Here is a 16,301-nt window from a genome sequence, read left to right as displayed (position 1 = left end):
GCGCCTCAAATTATTGCCTTGGCCCCGAGCCGGGGAGCCCAGCGCATAATTTCGCCGCGCGAACCTGAGCGCAACACCGTTTCGGTAAAGGAGTTCAGCGAAACATGCCGCGCCAGGAAGCGCTCCATAACTGCGCCAAAGAGAAACGCGCTACCTCCCTGAAAGGCAAGCTCATCTACCTCCAGGGTGATCTCAAGGCCGCGCCCAAACGCTATCGGCCCTGGCACCGGAAAACGGCGCACTGTCGGACGCACTCTGATGGAACGCACACCATCAATCTGCTTGTGCATACCCGCCTCGACCCCAGGGTCGTACAGCCCCAGCATCTCTCGTAGTGCCGCTGCACCATGGTCGAGGCCAGTGACTACCGAACGGTCCTCTAACGAGAGGTAATTCAGCGACAGGTGACTGACGGCAAGCCATGCCCGACCACCCTCCCGCTCCGGGGAAGCCGGCTTGGACGGCCCCTTCAGGCAGCGAATAGCCAGAACCGGTGCAGCAGACTCCAACGTAAAGTCAGTCTTGCCCCCACCCAAGGGCATCAACAACGGTAGGTCGCGATTCGTGCAGGTGGCACTGACGGCAACTTGGCGCAGGTCGCTGCGAAAAGGGGCCTCTTGCGGATCAACCAACGACAGGAATGCCTCAGAACCCACGTAGCTGGAGCGAAACCCCGTTCTCTTCTGCTGCGCTGAAAGCATTCTCGGCTGCCGCTGAATCATGTAATAGGCCGAATAGTCGGACTCCTCGGTATGGCTCGCTGCGTAGAAAGGCAGGAACGTCTGCTCACTTTCAGCGCCAACCCCATAACCACGAACCTCCGTCACTTCGTGGATTTCGAAGTCCATTGGGCGCGTCCGGTCAGCTACCACATGGTATTCATGTGCGCCGGGCGACAGGTGAATACGGTCTGCACGCCGAGGGAAAAGGTTAACTGCAGGTGCGCAATGCAGGGCAAAGTTGCTGGCATCTACCACGCCCTCCAGACGTGGTTCGCCCCGCCCAAAGAGAAGTACTATTTCCAATTCGTTACCGCTATGGCGCTGCAAGATGGGCTGCAGTCCACACAGGTCTATAAATAAGAAGCGCTGGGGAAAGGCAAAATATTCCTGAAGCAAACGATAGCCCTGAAACCCTCGAAGACTCACGGGCAAAAGTGCCTCTTCGTCCGAAAAACCGGCTGCCGTTACGTTTCGAGCGGGGAGAAACTCATGCCATGGCGATGGACGTTGCGGCGGACTAACAAGAACCCCCTGGAGCGAACCGAGGCACAATTCATAGAGTTTGTGGGCGGTCTCGTCGGATCCGCCCAAATAAAGCCGCAGCCGATCTAGCGAGATCTGGTTGAAGTTGAGTCCAGCCGTCGCTTTCAGCCGTAGACGTACGCCCCCCTTTACTTTGCTGCCCACCGTCAATGAGGCGAGAGGCAGGTCGGGAGCAGAGCTGAAATACTCTGCTGAAGCAATTTGCACCGGCCATAAAACTGTGTCATGGGCAATACGGAACTCGCAGGCGGTTTGCTCCCCCTTGCCAAGAAGACTTCGAATGGCAGCACCACGAGGCACGGTGACACCACGGGCGAGGTTAGCGTCGTTCAAGTCTGGATGGAACTGCGCAATAAGCATCGACGGCGTCGGTGCCAGAAAGTTCGGATAGACGATCTCCAGCAGTCGCTGGGTGAAGCGCGGAAATTCTGCGTCCAGTTTGAGTTGCACCCGCGCAGCCAGAAAGCCAACTCCTTCCAGGAGCCGTTCGACATAGGGATCGGTGACCTCTATGCCTTCCATGCCTAGGCGAGCGGCAATTTTTGGAAATTGCTGCGCGAATTCCGCACCCATTTCCCGTAAGTGCTGGAGTTCCTGGTTGTAGTAGCGAAGCAGGCGCGGGTCCATATCGCCCCTATCCGAAATCGCGAAGGGAGACTTCGCCGGTCTCCAGATCTACGTCTGTCTGTACCAGAAATTCAAGTGGCACTGGTTGGGCCCAAAGTTCGCCTTGGATGCGTACGCTGATTACGTTATGAGTACCAAGAGGATTGTCCGCAAGGAGCGCCTCCACATGGAGGGTGGTTGGCAGTATCCGCGGTTCAAAGTCGAGAATAGCTTGGCGCAAGGCGCCTTCGAGATCCAGGACATCCACTGTGGATGCGGTCAACCCGGAAAACGCAGGCAATCCGAAATTCAGGATCGAGTGTTGCGCCTCGGGGCAGCCATCCCAGTCGATACCAACCGGGGCGGTCGCGTTGAAAAGCCACGCCAAGTCCCGTAGCACTGCTCGTCGCAGCCGCGTTTTGGTGATGACACGCATTTCTCGCGACTCTTGTTTGTTTTGGGGCTCGTCGTCGGTGAGCCTGTCCAACAGTGCAGGCTGAAGTCTTTCCTGCGGAGCAAGTGTGGCCATGATCAGCTCGCCGGCTCTTGTTCCGCCACATCAAAAACAAGGTCACGCACATCCATCAGCGCAAATTCACCGGTGTCCGTACTCAGCATTCTTTGGCCCAAACCACAACACAAACCAGCAGTTGTTTCCAGCCATGTCGTCTTTCGTGCAAGCGCAATCAGGCCATCTTCGGAAGACTCCGATCCAGGGTAGCGTGTCGGAATGAGTGCCACTGCATCACCACCGTTGTCAAACTCGAGATGCGCTGGAATCCAAACCGCATCTCTGAGATCAACTGGCTTTTCAATCACCACGTGCACCAAACGGGAGAAAGGTACCCAGTAGTAGCGGCCATTGATCACTGACTCAAGTACCGGACCAAGACGCATATCGGAGTCGGCGATCCAATTAAAGCATTGCCCATCGACACTTCCTGCAGTTTCCGGCGCCTGATCGAAGGCCTCCTTTCGCAGATCCTCTGCGGCGCCGAACTCCCCCTGCCCCTCCCTGAGGCGGGACTCGATCAATAGCGCGAGCCAAGCGTCCGGCTGCCCGAGCACCATTGGCGACTTGCGTCCGTCAAAGACTTGGGTGCGAAGTAGCTCGCACCGGATTGCCTCGCGGTAAGTCTGGGTCATGGCTAATGCAGCAGGATCCAGGGTGGATGCCACCTCCAACTGACTGAGTGCCCTTTCCCATTGCCCTAGCACACAAAGCAATTGAAAGAGAAAGATGCGCAGTTTCGCGTCGTCCGGTCTGGCACGCACCTGCTTCTGCAGAATAGTCAGAGCCTCGCGTGGATCGCCGTCACGCAGATACTCCTCTGGAGTCAATGGATTTGACATAATCTGTCAGAGGTAAGCATTGTGGTCTCGGAATCTGGCACCAATCGACGGACCTCCCGATGAGGCTTAAGCCAAAGGCAAAATCGCAGAATCATGCTCATACGATCTCCGTTTCAAAGCTAGTGGATCCGCGGGGGTGTCCGTCTGTGCCTTGTGGCACATACTCGACGCTAATGCGCTGGAAGGCTAGGCTCATGTTTTCGATGAGTTCAGCTTCGTCCCCGAATGCACCCGACTCGACGTCAAACGCGGTAATGCGCGCGCTTTGTAGCGTGATCTTGAGGTATTCCAATGGGTTTTCGCCTGCCTTTCGCACCGTTAGCACCACCTTCTTGATCAGATCGTTGCTACGCATGGCTGACATGAGAGCGGTTGAGGCACAGTCTACGCGCTTGACAATGCTCAACTCGTGCACGGAAGTCTTGCCAGTAGGACCGGCTCCGCCCAACGCAGTCTGCGCGCGCATGCCCCAAGACCAGCGGATGATCTGAATCTCGTCCTTGTGGTCAGCATCCCGCGCCTCACCCTTGATGGCGCCCTGTCTAGCGCTCTCCACCTTCAAGAACATATCGCCGAGCGCCATGACGCACCCTTTCGGTATTGAGGCAATCAGCTTCGAATAACTAACACCATTGAAAACCGTGCATAGACGCAAACCAACTCACAATGGTGCTTGCAGTTATACGTCCTGGCAGTGACTAGACTTTGACATTTTTGGCGATGTTGTAACCGATCTCAACCACAGCATCTCCCGTACCATCTGGCTTTTGTGGGGTGTATTCAACCTTGAACTCAGCAAAATTGAGATTGATGTTCTCGGAAAGGCGGTCTTCGCCCCCACTACCGCCAGTGGAATAAGAAGTAATGAGCACATCCTTCATAGTGATCTTGAGATATTCCAACGGTTTTTCACCGGCTTTTCGTACGGTAAGCTTTGCCTCTGGATAGTGCTTGCCATTACAGCAAGCCAACATCAAGGGAGGCGTAGCCTTGTCGCAATGCTTCGTGACTGAAATATCGTGGACACTCACTTTACCGGCACCACCACCCGTACCGGTGTGTGTCGTACCGGACTGACTCATGCCCCAACTCCATGCGAGAACGTCAATTTCCCCCGCATGCTTGTCGTCTGCAGACTCGCCCTTGATATCACCTATCTTCAAAAACATATCCACTGCCATGATTTTCTCCTCTTACTGTTCACCTGCTGAAGTAACGAAGCGAAGCGATTGCAGGCACCGCGCCTCTCTAGATGCCACTCGATATCTATTCCTTCGCTGCACGTCACGCAGCCTTCGCGGAAGGCAACTTGGAAACCAACCGCAAGGAAACGGTCAGTCCTTCCAATTGATAGTGCGGTCGCAAGAAGAATTTTGAGGTGTAGTAGCCAGGGTTGCCCTCGACTTCTTCCACCACTACCTCGGCCGCGGCCAGCGGTTTACGCGCCTTGGTTTCTTCGGAAGAATGAGCCGGGTCACCATCCACATAATTCATGATCCAGTTCTGGAGCCAAACCTGCATATCATCCCGTTCCTTGAAGGATCCTAGCTTGTCGCGCACAATACATTTTAGATAGTGGGCAAAGCGACAACAGGCAAACAGATAAGGCAAGCGTGCTGACAAGTTGGCATTTGCGGTCGCGTCCGGATCATCGTATTCGAAAGGCTTCTGCAGTGACTGGGCACCAATGAAGGCGGCGAAGTCGGAATTTTTACGATGGATGAGCGGCATGAAACCGTTTTTCGCCAGTTCCGCCTCGCGCCGATCGCTGATTGCTATCTCTGTTGGGCACTTCATATCGACACCCCCATCGTCCGTTGGGAATGTATGGGCCGGCAAGCCCTCAACAGAGCCACCAGACTCAACGCCGCGAATACGCGAGCACCAACCGTATAGTTTGAAAGATCGGTTGATATTTACGGCCATAGCGTAGGCCGAATTTGCCCAAGTATACTTGCTATGATCGGCAGCACCGGTGTCCTCTTCGAAGTCGAAGTCCTCGACAGGACTGGTCTTGGCGCCATAAGGCAAACGAGACAGGAAGCGCGGCATGGCGAGACCGATATAGCGCGCATCGTCAGATTCGCGCAAGCTGCGCCACGCGGCGTATTCTGGTGTGGTGAATATTTTGGTCAGATCGCGAGGATTCGCCAGTTCCTGCCATGAACCCATCTGCATCACCGTTGGCGACGCGGCAGCGATGAAAGGTGTGTGCGCAGCCGCCGAGACCTTAGCCATTTCACCGAGCAACTCCACGTCCGGCGCGCTTTGGTCAAAAAAATAGTCGCCCACCAGACAGCCAAAAGGCTCACCGCCGAACTGACCATATTCCTCTTCATATACGCGCTTGAACAGCGGACTCTGGTCCCAGGCCGTACCTTTGTACTTCTTCAGCGTCTTGCCCACCTCCTTCTTGGTGATGTTCATGACACGAATCTTGAGCATCTCGTCCGTCTCGGTGTTGTTCACCAGATAGTGCAGGCCGCGCCACGCCCCTTCCAGTTGTTGAAAGTCCGGGTGGTGTAGAACAAGGTTAATTTGCTCAGTAAGTTTCTGGTCAATCTCAGCGATGATTGCCGAAATCGACTTGACTACATCATCGCTAACAAGCTGAGTCTGAGACAGCGCCTGTGCTGCCAGCGTGCGCACAGCCTGCTCGACGGCGCTCTTCGCTTCCTCAGTCTTGGGCTTAAACTCTTTTTGCAGCAGAGCTGCAAACTCAACACCCTCAGTCGCTAAACCCTCTGCTGGAACACTTTGTTGCTCAATTTCTGCCATTGTCTATCTCCTCAGCATCGAATCACGATGTGGTTTAACCCGCCGCGCCATCTTCAACAGCGGGCTTCGGCGCGGTGGACAGGGATTGCAACAGGGCAGGGTCCTTGAGCACCTTGGCAATCAAGTCTTCTGCGCCGCTCTTGCCGTCCATATAGGTAATCAGGTTGGAAAGTTGCTGGCGCGCTTCGAGCAGTTTATTCAGCGCATCTACCTTGCGTGCTACTGCGCCCGGAGAAAAATCGTCGATGCTTTCGAATGTAATTTCAAGGTTGAGGCTCCCCTCTCCGGTTAACGTATTAGGAACCTGGAATGCTACTCGCGGCTTCATCGACTTCATTCGGCTATCGAAATTATCCACATCGATATCGAGGAATTTCCGATCCGCCACTGGCGCAAGTGACTCTGCCGGTTTGCCGGAAAGGTCAGATAGCACTCCCATAACAAAGGGTAACTGAATCTTCTTCTCTGCTCCGTACAGCTCTACGTCATACTCGATCTGCACCCGGGGCGCACGGTTACGTGCGATGAACTTCTGACTGCTGTCTTTGGCCACTTCGAATCTCCTCGCTACTGACTCATCAGACCGAACCTCAATGGACCTTGCTCACAGGAACTTCGTCAAATAGTAGTCCAACGTCATTCTCTGTACAAGAGTAATTTCTTTCGATTTTCAAATTCTATTAACATGGATATTTCTATTGCTCTCCCTCTATCCCAGCAATTCGCGCGAATTGTGAAACACTATCGGGCGCAACATCGCGCAGAATGTCTACGAAACCTTTACTCATCAGGCGGAGAGCCCGTCTAATGAATAGCGGCGCAGGATTTGCGGGCTCGGTACGCTCCAAAAACTCGCAAACCCGTTCAAGGCTTTTGATCGCATCTTGCCGATTGCGAACCTCTATCGATATGGGGCTATTACTAGACGCCGTTGCTGTCTCGACTCCGACTATAGGATTGTCGGAAGGCGAATCAATGATTGACTGCGGAGAGGATGCCCCCAACCCAACTCGCTTGCATATATCGTCCAACGCCCCAATTACGGCCCTCAATGGCCCAAGATCAGGGGCGCGCGCCGCCCCAACGCGATCCGCCAAGAGCCCCGAAAGTGCTTGCACGGCATCGGCGGCATCGTTCACTCGCGCCACCAACCCCGCATCTTCGGCGGCGCAGGAAGTCAGTATCGCCTCCACGTGGAGCTCGCCTGGAACCGCGCTGTCGGCACGAACCGGCAATCGGCCTAACGCAATTTCCACGTCTCGAACCGTTAGGCGGCCCAACGCCCTGGAAGCAACAAAAGTGCAATTACGCAAGTCACGAAGCAAGGCGTCATTATTGGCTAGAGCGTGGAGGGTGTTAAGGCGAATGGTTGCGTCACCATCATCTTCATCAAGCCGTGGATGCACCACATCCCAATATCTTTCTAGCATCGCAACAATAAGACGCAACCCTGGCCCCAAACCACTAAACTGCTCAGTGTTCACCAGCGCACGTGTTAGCAGCACCGCGACCCGCAAGTCCTTGGTCCGCGAGAAGAGTGCTAATGCCCGGGTACGCACCTCGTTCCAGTCAGGCTCCTCGGCTCGGATCAGCGTTTCTCCGAATTGCTGCTCCGGCTTACCCCGCGCTGCAAGTTCCAACTCCTGAAACCCGGCCTCATAAGCCAAATCGGGCCCACAGGGTAAGTCGGGTGCAATTTCAGTCAGAAGAACTTCGAGATCGATCATATTTGTCCGGTCGCAGACGTACGGATTCGAAAGGGACAACTCGAACAAATCAACGCTCCGAGGTTGCGAGCCATTGACAATGGTGCTTTACCACGTTGCCATAGTAATTTCCGAGCGTCAACGATTATTCAATACGTTCGTTTGAACCGGAAAGTTTAGCGATAACAGTACGGGTCCGTCTGCACCATGTTGCGCAAGTTCAACTCATTCGATGCCCCCCCCAAGAGGTCAATCAGCATTGTCGAGGCACACCGTCAAAGTCTCAATCCAATGTTGGCAGCGCTCAATAAGTGATCGAATTTCCATTTTTCATAACGTTCAAATGACAATTTGCAAAGCAATAATTGGAGAGATACTATGCAAACGGAGAGTGGCTCTGGCATTTCAACTCTATGCCGCGCCCGGCTAGGACAGCCTGGCAACAGGCAAGGTTTATTGGTTGCAATATGTGTAATCAATAGATACGAATGGTTTGTTCGGCGTCAATTGGCTCCAATGGTTGGGGGATGAGCCGTGGCGTTTCAAAGGCGTGGGTGGGAATTGGGCAGAAGTAGGCGATTGCAATCATCGCTGGCATTAATCGGAAGCACTCTTTCTGGCATAGCCAATTCTGCAGGGTACCAAACCGGGAGTGACTGTTTCTTTGAACATTGACAAATTGAGTCCGTGACCACCGAGAAACGAAACATTCAGAGATGCTCCAGCTGAGTCAATCGATGCCACTTTCCTCCATAGGCTTCAATAACCAGGCGGGTGGTGTTTTCGTGGCATTTGCCTATGTACTACTCAGCGAATAACCGTGAAATCTTCGGTACGAATTAGCCAAGTTCGGCACCACACAAATGTGTTCAGATGGGGTTTAATTCCAATAAATCTGAATTTTGATCAGGAGGTCACCTTGCTTCACTCGTTTCGAGCATTTTCATTATTGTCTGCAATTTTGTCTTTGCTTTGTATGGCCGCCTGCTCTTCGACCCCCAAGCCACCTCCTCCAACAGTGCTGCAAATTACATTCCAGGCCACCGCAACGGTCAATCCGGATAGCCGTGGCCGCCCCTCACCGGTTGTCGTAAGACTGTTCGAGCTCAAATCGCTTGCGGCATTCGAAGCCGCCGATTTTTTCTCGCTCTACGAACGTGATAAGGAAACTCTCGGCAGTGAACTGCTTGCGCGCGAAGAAATTCAGTTGCACCCAAGCGAGCAACTGCGCGTTGACCGACAAACTCAGTCAGAAACTCGCTATGTAGCGGTCATTGCCGCTTTCCGTGGGCTAGAACGAGCGGTATGGCGCGGTTCGGTGGCGGTGAGCGAGCACAAGACCACGCCACTCATGATCCGTACAGATTCGAACAAGATATCGATATCAAGTAAATGATGTTCTATATAGATGTCTGATGCATGTTCCGCAGCTATACTCGCAACCGAACAATGACTGTATAGAAAACTGAACCGTCCCCGGGTTTCTTTGAGTCCGTACTAATTCGATCGGTTTGGAATCAAAAGTAAGGTAGCAGGAGAAGGCGACATGTCGTGGAACAGCAAAGTTATCTGGTCCGAGGGGATGTTTCTGGAGCCCCAGCACTTCCAACAGCATGATCGCTTCCTTGAGAAGTTGATCGATGCGCGGGTCCAAGCGAATACCCCCTATGGTTGGGGTTTCTTGACCTTGAGCGTTGATGAAACTGCACTGTCTCTTGGCAAGGTTGGCATCAGTTCAGCCCGAGGTGTTCTACCGGACGGGACCCCATTCGATTTCCCATTTGGCGATGCTTCCCCCGCCCCGATAGATATTCCTGCTGATGTTCGGGACGAACTTGTAGTATTAGCCCTTCCACTCCGCAGGAATAGCAGCGCCGAGGTGGATCTTGGCAGTCACGACGCCGATAACGAAAGTGCCCTGACGCGCTACATCGCTGGTGAGTCCGAGGTAACCGATACGATTGCCGGAATGAACCGCACGGCAGTCCTTCAACTTGGCCAGTTGCGCTTGCGCCTGATGCTGCAGCGCGACGCTACCGATGCCTATGCCTGCCTAGGTGTCGTCCGCGTTGTCGAACGGCGCAATGACAACCAATTGGTGCTGGACAAGCCTTACATTGCACCCTCAGTCAGCGTGCGTGGAAGTGCTTTACTAACGAGTTTCACGCGCGAAATTTACGGATTACTCCATCAACGTGGCGAAGCGCTCGCGGCGCGTTTGGCTCATCCGGGCCGTGGAGGTGTCGCCGAAGTCGCCGATTTCCTGCTGCTCCAAACTGTTAATCGTTATGAGCCCTTGTTTGCCCATTTGAACGAGGTCTCTTTGCTGCATCCCGAACGGCTCCATGCACTTTGCCTGCAGTTGGCGGGAGACCTGTCAACGTTCAGCCGAGAGAACCGACGGCCGCCGGACTACCTGCCTTATCACCATGACGATTCTGAAAAATCGTTCAAAGTGCTAATGAATGATCTACGGCGCTCGCTATCGATGGTTCTAGAGGCCAATGCAATTCCTATCGAATTGCAGGACCGAAAATATGGGGTGCGCGTCGCCACAATTCCCGATGCGGAACTATTGCGTAGTGCCAGCTTTGTCCTTGCTGTGAATGCACAAATGTCAGGTGAGACGCTGCGCTTACACTTCCCGCCTCAGATCAAAATTGGGCCCGTTGAGCGAATTCGCGATCTCGTCAATCTAGCACTCCCGGGAATCGCCCTGCGCCCATTACCGGTGGCACCACGCCAGATTCCATACCACTCCGGGTTCAACTACTTTGAACTCGAACGTGGCGGCGAACTTTGGAAGCAACTCGAGCAATCAGGTGGGCTAGCCATGCATATCGCTGGTGACTTCCCTGGACTGGAACTCGAGTTCTGGGCTATCCGTTCTTGAGAGGCCGCCGATGAGTCAGGAGGATCCCTTCGCCTTGCCCGATTCAGACCGCACATTCATGATGCCGTCACCGGGTGGACGCGCACCCCGCCGAATCGAAACTGTCGCCACTGCATCGCCAACCAGCACTGATGTCACTGGACTCGAAGCTTTGACGCCAAGCGGTGGGTTCGGTCCGCTGCTGGGGGCCGCCAGCCCGCTTCTCAACCTTGTGCCTCAATTGCGCGCGACTTTGCAGCATCCGAATCCCGCTGAATTACGGGAAGCCATGGCACAGGGGATTCGGAGTTTCGAATCGCGAGCCAAGGGCGCCGGAATCTCTCCGGAGAAGGTCATCGCTGCTCGATACGCATTGTGCACGCTTCTTGACGAGACCGCTGCCAGTACCCCATGGGGAGGCTCCGGCGCCTGGGCAAACAAGAGCCTCCTGGTGTTGTTCCACAACGAAACCTGGGGGGGGGAAAAGTTTTTCCAGTTGCTCGCCAAACTTGCGGAAAATGCTGCCGCCAATCGTGATCTTCTTGAGTTGATGTATATCTGTCTCGCCTTGGGATTCGAAGGCCGCTACCGCGTTATCGAAAATGGGCGGTCGCAACTAGAAGGGTTGCGCGAACGCCTCTTCCAGTTGCTGCGTGGTCAGCACCCCGAGTATGAGCGTGAATTGTCAGCACATTGGAAAGGTACCGTAGAAACTCGGGGCAAAATCCTTGCAAATCTCCCATTGTGGGTAATCGGCGCAGTAATTGGGGTGTTGCTCCTGACCCTCTATTTCGCTTTCAGCTTTAGCCTCAACCGTAGCTCAGATCCAGTATTTGCAGAGATTCAGGCGATCCGTATCAAAGACCTGAGTCCAGCCCGAATATCATTACCTTCCGTGGCCGCAAAGCCGCGGCTAGCCAGTTTCTTGGCGCCCGAAATTGAGGCCAGGCTGATCGCAGTAGCAGATGAGGGTGATCGCAGCATTATTACGATACGTGGCGACGGCCTTTTCGACGCCGGTAGCGCCACCATTTCTGAAAAGGTACAGCCGCTCCTTGCTCGAATAGCAGACGCTCTAAATTCGGTTCAGGGCAACGTTTTGGTTACTGGGCACACCGATAGCCAGCCGATTCGTTCTGCACGATTCCCTTCCAACTGGCACCTGTCTCAGGAACGTGCCAACTCGGTAGCACAACAGCTAGCGACCGCTGCGCACCCGTCCGATCGTATCAAGGCAGAAGGTCGGGCCGACGCAGAACCAATTGCCCCCAACACTACGCCGGCCGAGCGCGCACGCAATCGGCGTGTCGAGATAACTCTGTTCGTCGCCAACACCGTGGCATCTGGAGCATCACGATGAAGGCGCTGATCAAAGCAATAACTCACCCCCTGTTATTGGCAATCGTGGGGCTATCCGCAATAGCAGCCCTGATATGGTTTGCAGGGCCACTGATCGCTTTCGCCCAGTGGCGGCCACTTGAACCGGAGTGGGTCCGCTGGACATTGATTGCAGTGATAGTGACGATTTTCGTCGCCAAAAAATTTTGGGCCTGGTTCAAGGCAAAACGTACCAACGCCCAAATGATTGATGGCTTAGCCCGCGCCACTCACACCGCCCCCTCCCCTTCCGCCGCGGACGAGGAACTCACCAAACTCAACCAGCGATTCGATGATGCAATCGGCGTTCTCAGGGAAGTCCGGCTTGGCGCCAGCGGAAAAACGCCGGGAATTGGCGATCTGCTATCCCTCACCGGCCGCCAGTACCTTTACCAATTGCCGTGGTACGTTTTCATCGGCGCCCCCGGCTCCGGCAAGACAACCGCCCTTATCAACTCCGGGCTTCAATTTCCCTTGGCCGAGCGTTTCGGAACCGACGCAATCAGCGGTGTCGGTGGCACGCGAAATTGCGACTGGTGGTTCACAGATGAGGCTGTACTGCTTGATACGGCCGGACGTTACACCATGCAGGAAAGCGACCGCGAGGTCGACAGCGCTGCATGGAATGGATTCTTGCAACTACTAAAGAAATTCCGCCCGCGTAGACCGATCAACGGCATTATCTTGACCATCAGTATCGCTGAACTACTACAGCAGTCGCTGTCGGAGCGAGAAGCCCATGCAGCAACGCTACGCGCCAGAATCAAGGAATTGCACGACCAGTTCAGCATCCAATTTCCAATCTATGTGCTGGTGACCAAGTGCGATCTTCTCTCCGGCTTCATGGAATATCTTGGTGATCTAGGCAAAGACGAACGCACCCAAGTCTGGGGAATGACATTTCCACCACGCGATGAGAACGACAAGCGCCCTCCTTTAGCCGATTTCGAGACGGAGTACGTGCTTCTTGAGCAGCGCCTCTCTGACCGATTGCTCGATCGCTTGCAGCAAGAGCGCGATCCAAACAGGCGGGCCGCCCAATTCTCTTTTCCTCAGCAATTCAGCAGCATCAAGCCACTCTTGAGCACCTTCCTTGCGCAGGTATTTTCTGCCTCCAAGTACGAAGACACACCAATGGTTCGCGGTGTCTATTTTACCAGCGGCACGCAGGAAGGTAGTCCAATCGACCGCATCATGGGGACGTTATCCCGAACGTTTGGTGTTGAGAGAAAGATAATGCCTCCTCAACAGTCAAGTGGGCGCAGCTACTTCCTGACGCGCCTACTGCGCGAGGTAGTATTTACTGAGCAAAATCTCGCTGGCAGCAATCTGCGGTGGGAGCGACGGAGAACCTTTCTGCGCTGGGGCGCTTACGCTATCGCTTGCACTGTCACCATAATTGCAACCACGGCGTGGTTCATAAGTTACTCTCACAATCGGACCTATATTGAAGAAGTAGAAGCCAAGACTTCTGCCGTCAAGGCATTGGTTGAAGCGTTACCCGTTGCGACATCCACTGACGCAGTTAGCTTGCTCCCGGTATTGAAGTCGATTCGCGAACAAACTCAACCTTCTTTAGCAACACCTGACAGCGTTCCTTGGTCCATGGGATTTGGACTATTTCAAGGTATCAAGCTGGCATCTGCTTCAAATGCAGCATACCAACGCATATTGCATGATGCTTTTCTTCCCCGGCTAACCTATCGCATTGAGGAGCAATTGCGAGCTACTGGCCGAGACAATCTGGAATTGGCCTACGAGGCGCTCAAAGCCTACATTATGCTTTTCGATAGTGAACATCTCGATAGAGATGCGCTAAAGGCATGGATTCTGGCCGATTGGGAGCGTCAACTTCCGCGCTCGGTAACGGTTGAGCAGCGCGCCGAGCTGTTGGCCCATCTCGATGCTCTGGTCGGAAGCAACTCGCTTTCCTCGCCAGTCCCCCAGGACACCAGTCTTGTGCACCGTGTTCGTGAGATGCTTGCGGAATATCCATTGGAGCAACGAGTTTATAGCCGTCTCAAGCGGCAGGGTGTCGGCGCCGACATTCCGGAGTTCAAACTTAGTCAAGCCGCCGGACCTGGCGGGCCGCTAGTCTTTGAACGGGCTAGTGGAGAATCCTTGACCAAAGGTATCCCCGGATTATTCACATATGACGGCTACCATAAGGTGTTCATCAAAGAAGCTGACCATGTGACCCAACAACTGGCGGAGGAACAGAATTGGGTGCTAGGGATTAGCGACAATGCCTCCCCCCGTCGATTGAATGATTCTGGCGCCCTGATGAAGCTGTCAGTCCAAGTTCGGCGACTTTATCTTCAGGAATACGCAAAGATTTGGGAAAGTTTCCTGGCGGATGTGAAGCTCATACGTTCGACCAGCTTGCAACAAAGCATTCAACTTGCTCGCATCATGTCTGCTCCCGACTCCCCCCTGCCGCTATTCCTTCGCGCGGTGGCACATGAGACAACGCTGGGCAGCCGCTCGGAGGCAGAGAAATCGGCAGCGGAAAACATAGTCGCCAGAGCCACGAGCAAAGCAAAAGATACCCGCGAGCAATTGGCTAGAATTCTAGGAGGAAGCGATCCAAATACTATAGCCGGAGAGCAAATCGAGAACATTGTTGACAACAAATTCGACAACATTCGTCGCTTCGTTAACAACCCCGCTCCGGGACAACCTGCACCAATTGACGGCGCGATGGTGTTGATCAATGACATTTACGCCCAGCTAAGTGCCACCGAGACGGCAGTCAAGGCCGGCAACACGCCACCGCAGAGCGAGGTGCCAAGCAAAGTCAAGGCCGAAAGCGCACGGCTCCCCGAGCCCGTACGCTCCATGTTGCAAACTCTTGCCACTGCAGGTGCCAGTCAAGCGCTTGGTGCCACTCGCGCCAACCTAAGCGCGAGTATTTCTAGTTCAATCGGCGATTTCTGCAGGCAAGCCATCGTTGGCCGCTATCCCTTTGTACGCAGCAGCAATCGGGACGTTACGCAGGACGATTTCGCTCGGTTGTTTGCCCCGGGTGGCTTAATTGACGAGTTCTTTCAGAAAAACCTTGGGCCGTTTGTGGATACCTCTAGCAAGCCATGGAGTTTCAAGCGGGTCGGCGAAGTCTCCATGGGTGACAGTTCCGGAAGCCTACCGCAGTTCCAGCGTGCTGCAGTAATTCGCGACACTTACTTCCGCGGCGGCGGACGTGGCGTCGGAATGCGGCTCGAATTCAAGCCATTGGAAATGGACGGAACGATAAACCAGTTCACACTGGACGTTGACGGTCAGGTTATTAAGTATAGCCATGGGCCACAAGTGCCAACTACCGTCCAGTGGCCAGGCCCGAAGGGAAGTGCTCAAGTTCGATTGCAAATCACCCCTCCTTCTTCGGCGGGCGCTTCAGGTATGGTATTCGAAGGTCCGTGGGCACTTTTCCGCATGTTCGATCGTCTCCAGATTGATACCACCGAGCAACCCGAACGCTTCCGCGTCACCTTTAATATCGAGGGACGCAAAGCAACATTTGAAGTCATAGCCAGTAGCGTGCAAAACCCATTTCGATTGAGGGAACTGGAGTTGTTCCAGTGCCCTGGACAGTTGTAGACATTATGGCTGCCGAAGGAGCGCAGGTTCCTGGATGGTATGGAAAGATTCCGGCCTTGGGGGATTTCGCGTCACGGCGACTACCCACATTTTTCATAACGTTATGGGACGCATGGCTGCAGAGAGTATTGGAGGGCAGTCGCTCCACGCTCGGAAATACATGGCTAGACAGCTATCTCCACTGCCCTCTCTGGAGCTTCCTGTTGATGCCCGGCGTCTGTGGCAACAAAGCCTGGGCTGGAATATTGATGCCTAGCGTTGACAAGGTGGGGCGCTATTTTCCGCTAACAATCTGCTGCGAACTGCAGCGTCTACCTGCAAGCGCAGAGGAACTTGGCGCTCTACTTGGCTGGATCAATCAACTTGAGCAACCAGCGCTTGCAACACTCGAGCCCCAGCACACTGTTGAGCAATTGGAGGTCGAACTGCAACCCAGACTATTGGATCTGTTTCCAGAAATCGAAGAGAAGCGGCGCACAACCATTTTGCGACTTGCCCGCGCGGCGGACTCCGCCGTGAACGACATCATTCCAATAGCCTCCGCCACAACAACCAACATAGCGAACATAATGTCATTCAGCGCGGCACAAGCGCTCGCGGATGCCTATTTTGGGAAGACTCTATGGTGGTGCCATATAGATTCGACCACCCTCTTCAAGCGCTGCAGCGGTTTGCCCGACATTGATGAGTTTGTATGCATGCTGCGGGGTACCGAGCCTGCGGTAGAATGAAATTAGAATTATTCGC

The 16,301-nt window shown here is 54.3% G+C and carries 13 protein-coding genes; 5 read left to right on the top strand and 8 right to left on the bottom strand.

Going from position 1 to position 16,301, the window contains the following annotated elements:
- Positions 1 to 5: 5 nt before the first annotated feature.
- The 8 genes from tssF to tssA form a co-directional block, all read right to left on the bottom strand.
- Positions 6 to 1,892 carry a type VI secretion system baseplate subunit TssF gene (gene tssF, locus IPJ12_15260; GenBank protein MBK7648463.1) on the bottom strand — a complete coding sequence of 629 codons (1,887 nt, stop codon included), beginning with the start codon at positions 1,890 to 1,892 and terminating at the stop codon, positions 6 to 8.
- Between the two features lie 7 nt (positions 1,893 to 1,899).
- Positions 1,900 to 2,400, bottom strand: coding sequence for a type VI secretion system baseplate subunit TssE (gene tssE / locus IPJ12_15255; protein MBK7648462.1), 501 nt, complete (start codon positions 2,398 to 2,400; stop codon positions 1,900 to 1,902).
- A gap of 2 nt (positions 2,401 to 2,402) precedes the next feature.
- A complete protein-coding gene (locus tag IPJ12_15250; protein MBK7648461.1) occupies positions 2,403 to 3,224 on the bottom strand; it encodes a tetratricopeptide repeat protein in 822 nt (273 codons plus the stop codon).
- A gap of 97 nt (positions 3,225 to 3,321) precedes the next feature.
- On the bottom strand, positions 3,322 to 3,807 hold the full coding sequence (locus tag IPJ12_15245) for a type VI secretion system tube protein Hcp (protein MBK7648460.1): 486 nt from the start codon (positions 3,805 to 3,807) through the stop codon (positions 3,322 to 3,324).
- A 115-nt stretch (positions 3,808 to 3,922) separates the two neighbouring features.
- Positions 3,923 to 4,405, bottom strand: a complete 483-nt coding sequence (locus IPJ12_15240; GenBank protein ID MBK7648459.1) for a type VI secretion system tube protein Hcp — start codon at positions 4,403 to 4,405, stop codon at positions 3,923 to 3,925.
- A 103-nt stretch (positions 4,406 to 4,508) separates the two neighbouring features.
- Positions 4,509 to 6,002 (bottom strand): type VI secretion system contractile sheath large subunit, encoded by a 1,494-nt coding sequence (gene tssC, locus IPJ12_15235; protein ID MBK7648458.1) that lies wholly within the window; start codon positions 6,000 to 6,002, stop codon positions 4,509 to 4,511.
- Between the two features lie 34 nt (positions 6,003 to 6,036).
- Positions 6,037 to 6,555, bottom strand: coding sequence for a type VI secretion system contractile sheath small subunit (tssB, locus tag IPJ12_15230; GenBank protein ID MBK7648457.1), 519 nt, complete (start codon positions 6,553 to 6,555; stop codon positions 6,037 to 6,039).
- A gap of 142 nt (positions 6,556 to 6,697) precedes the next feature.
- Positions 6,698 to 7,729 (bottom strand): type VI secretion system protein TssA, encoded by a 1,032-nt coding sequence (gene tssA / locus IPJ12_15225; GenBank protein ID MBK7648456.1) that lies wholly within the window; start codon positions 7,727 to 7,729, stop codon positions 6,698 to 6,700.
- A gap of 898 nt (positions 7,730 to 8,627) precedes the next feature.
- Here tssA and tssJ point away from each other — a divergent pair.
- The 5 genes from tssJ (at position 8,628) to tagF (ending at position 16,285) form a co-directional block, all read left to right on the top strand.
- The gene (gene tssJ, locus IPJ12_15220; protein ID MBK7648455.1) at positions 8,628 to 9,104 is read left to right on the top strand and encodes a type VI secretion system lipoprotein TssJ; all 477 of its coding nucleotides are present in this window, start codon (positions 8,628 to 8,630) and stop codon (positions 9,102 to 9,104) included.
- 150 nt (positions 9,105 to 9,254) lie between these two features.
- Positions 9,255 to 10,601, top strand: a complete 1,347-nt coding sequence (gene tssK, locus IPJ12_15215; protein ID MBK7648454.1) for a type VI secretion system baseplate subunit TssK — start codon at positions 9,255 to 9,257, stop codon at positions 10,599 to 10,601.
- A 10-nt stretch (positions 10,602 to 10,611) separates the two neighbouring features.
- On the top strand, positions 10,612 to 11,940 hold the full coding sequence (locus IPJ12_15210; protein MBK7648453.1) for a DotU family type VI secretion system protein: 1,329 nt from the start codon (positions 10,612 to 10,614) through the stop codon (positions 11,938 to 11,940).
- A complete protein-coding gene (gene tssM / locus IPJ12_15205; GenBank protein ID MBK7648452.1) occupies positions 11,937 to 15,554 on the top strand; it encodes a type VI secretion system membrane subunit TssM in 3,618 nt (1,205 codons plus the stop codon). The genes IPJ12_15210 and tssM overlap by 4 nt, the downstream gene beginning before the upstream one ends.
- Before the next feature lie 5 nt (positions 15,555 to 15,559).
- A complete protein-coding gene (tagF, locus tag IPJ12_15200; protein MBK7648451.1) occupies positions 15,560 to 16,285 on the top strand; it encodes a type VI secretion system-associated protein TagF in 726 nt (241 codons plus the stop codon).
- The last annotated feature ends 16 nt before the right edge of the window (positions 16,286 to 16,301 follow it).

This window comes from Betaproteobacteria bacterium (genome assembly GCA_016709965.1).
Taxonomy (GTDB): Bacteria; Pseudomonadota; Gammaproteobacteria; order Burkholderiales; family Rhodocyclaceae; genus Azonexus; species Azonexus amarohabitans.
Note: the sequence above shows the minus strand (reverse complement) of the source record. Positions and strands in the feature narration are given on the sequence as shown.

Bases quoted from the DNA above. Each gene is read 5' to 3' on its own strand.
- tssA (MBK7648456.1), bottom strand. From the start codon at position 7,729: ATGATCGATCTCGAAGTTCTTCTGACTGAAATTGCACCCGACTTACCC.
- IPJ12_15245 (MBK7648460.1), bottom strand. From the start codon at position 3,807: ATGGCGCTCGGCGATATGTTCTTGAAGGTGGAGAGCGCTAGACAGGGC.
- tssE (MBK7648462.1), bottom strand. From the start codon at position 2,400: ATGGCCACACTTGCTCCGCAGGAAAGACTTCAGCCTGCACTGTTGGAC.
- tssC (MBK7648458.1), bottom strand. From the start codon at position 6,002: ATGGCAGAAATTGAGCAACAAAGTGTTCCAGCAGAGGGTTTAGCGACT.
- tssF (MBK7648463.1), bottom strand. From the start codon at position 1,892: ATGGACCCGCGCCTGCTTCGCTACTACAACCAGGAACTCCAGCACTTA.
- IPJ12_15240 (MBK7648459.1), bottom strand. From the start codon at position 4,405: ATGGCAGTGGATATGTTTTTGAAGATAGGTGATATCAAGGGCGAGTCT.
- tagF (MBK7648451.1), top strand. From the start codon at position 15,560: ATGGCTGCCGAAGGAGCGCAGGTTCCTGGATGGTATGGAAAGATTCCG.
- tssK (MBK7648454.1), top strand. From the start codon at position 9,255: ATGTCGTGGAACAGCAAAGTTATCTGGTCCGAGGGGATGTTTCTGGAG.
- IPJ12_15210 (MBK7648453.1), top strand. From the start codon at position 10,612: ATGAGTCAGGAGGATCCCTTCGCCTTGCCCGATTCAGACCGCACATTC.
- IPJ12_15250 (MBK7648461.1), bottom strand. From the start codon at position 3,224: ATGTCAAATCCATTGACTCCAGAGGAGTATCTGCGTGACGGCGATCCA.
- tssM (MBK7648452.1), top strand. From the start codon at position 11,937: ATGAAGGCGCTGATCAAAGCAATAACTCACCCCCTGTTATTGGCAATC.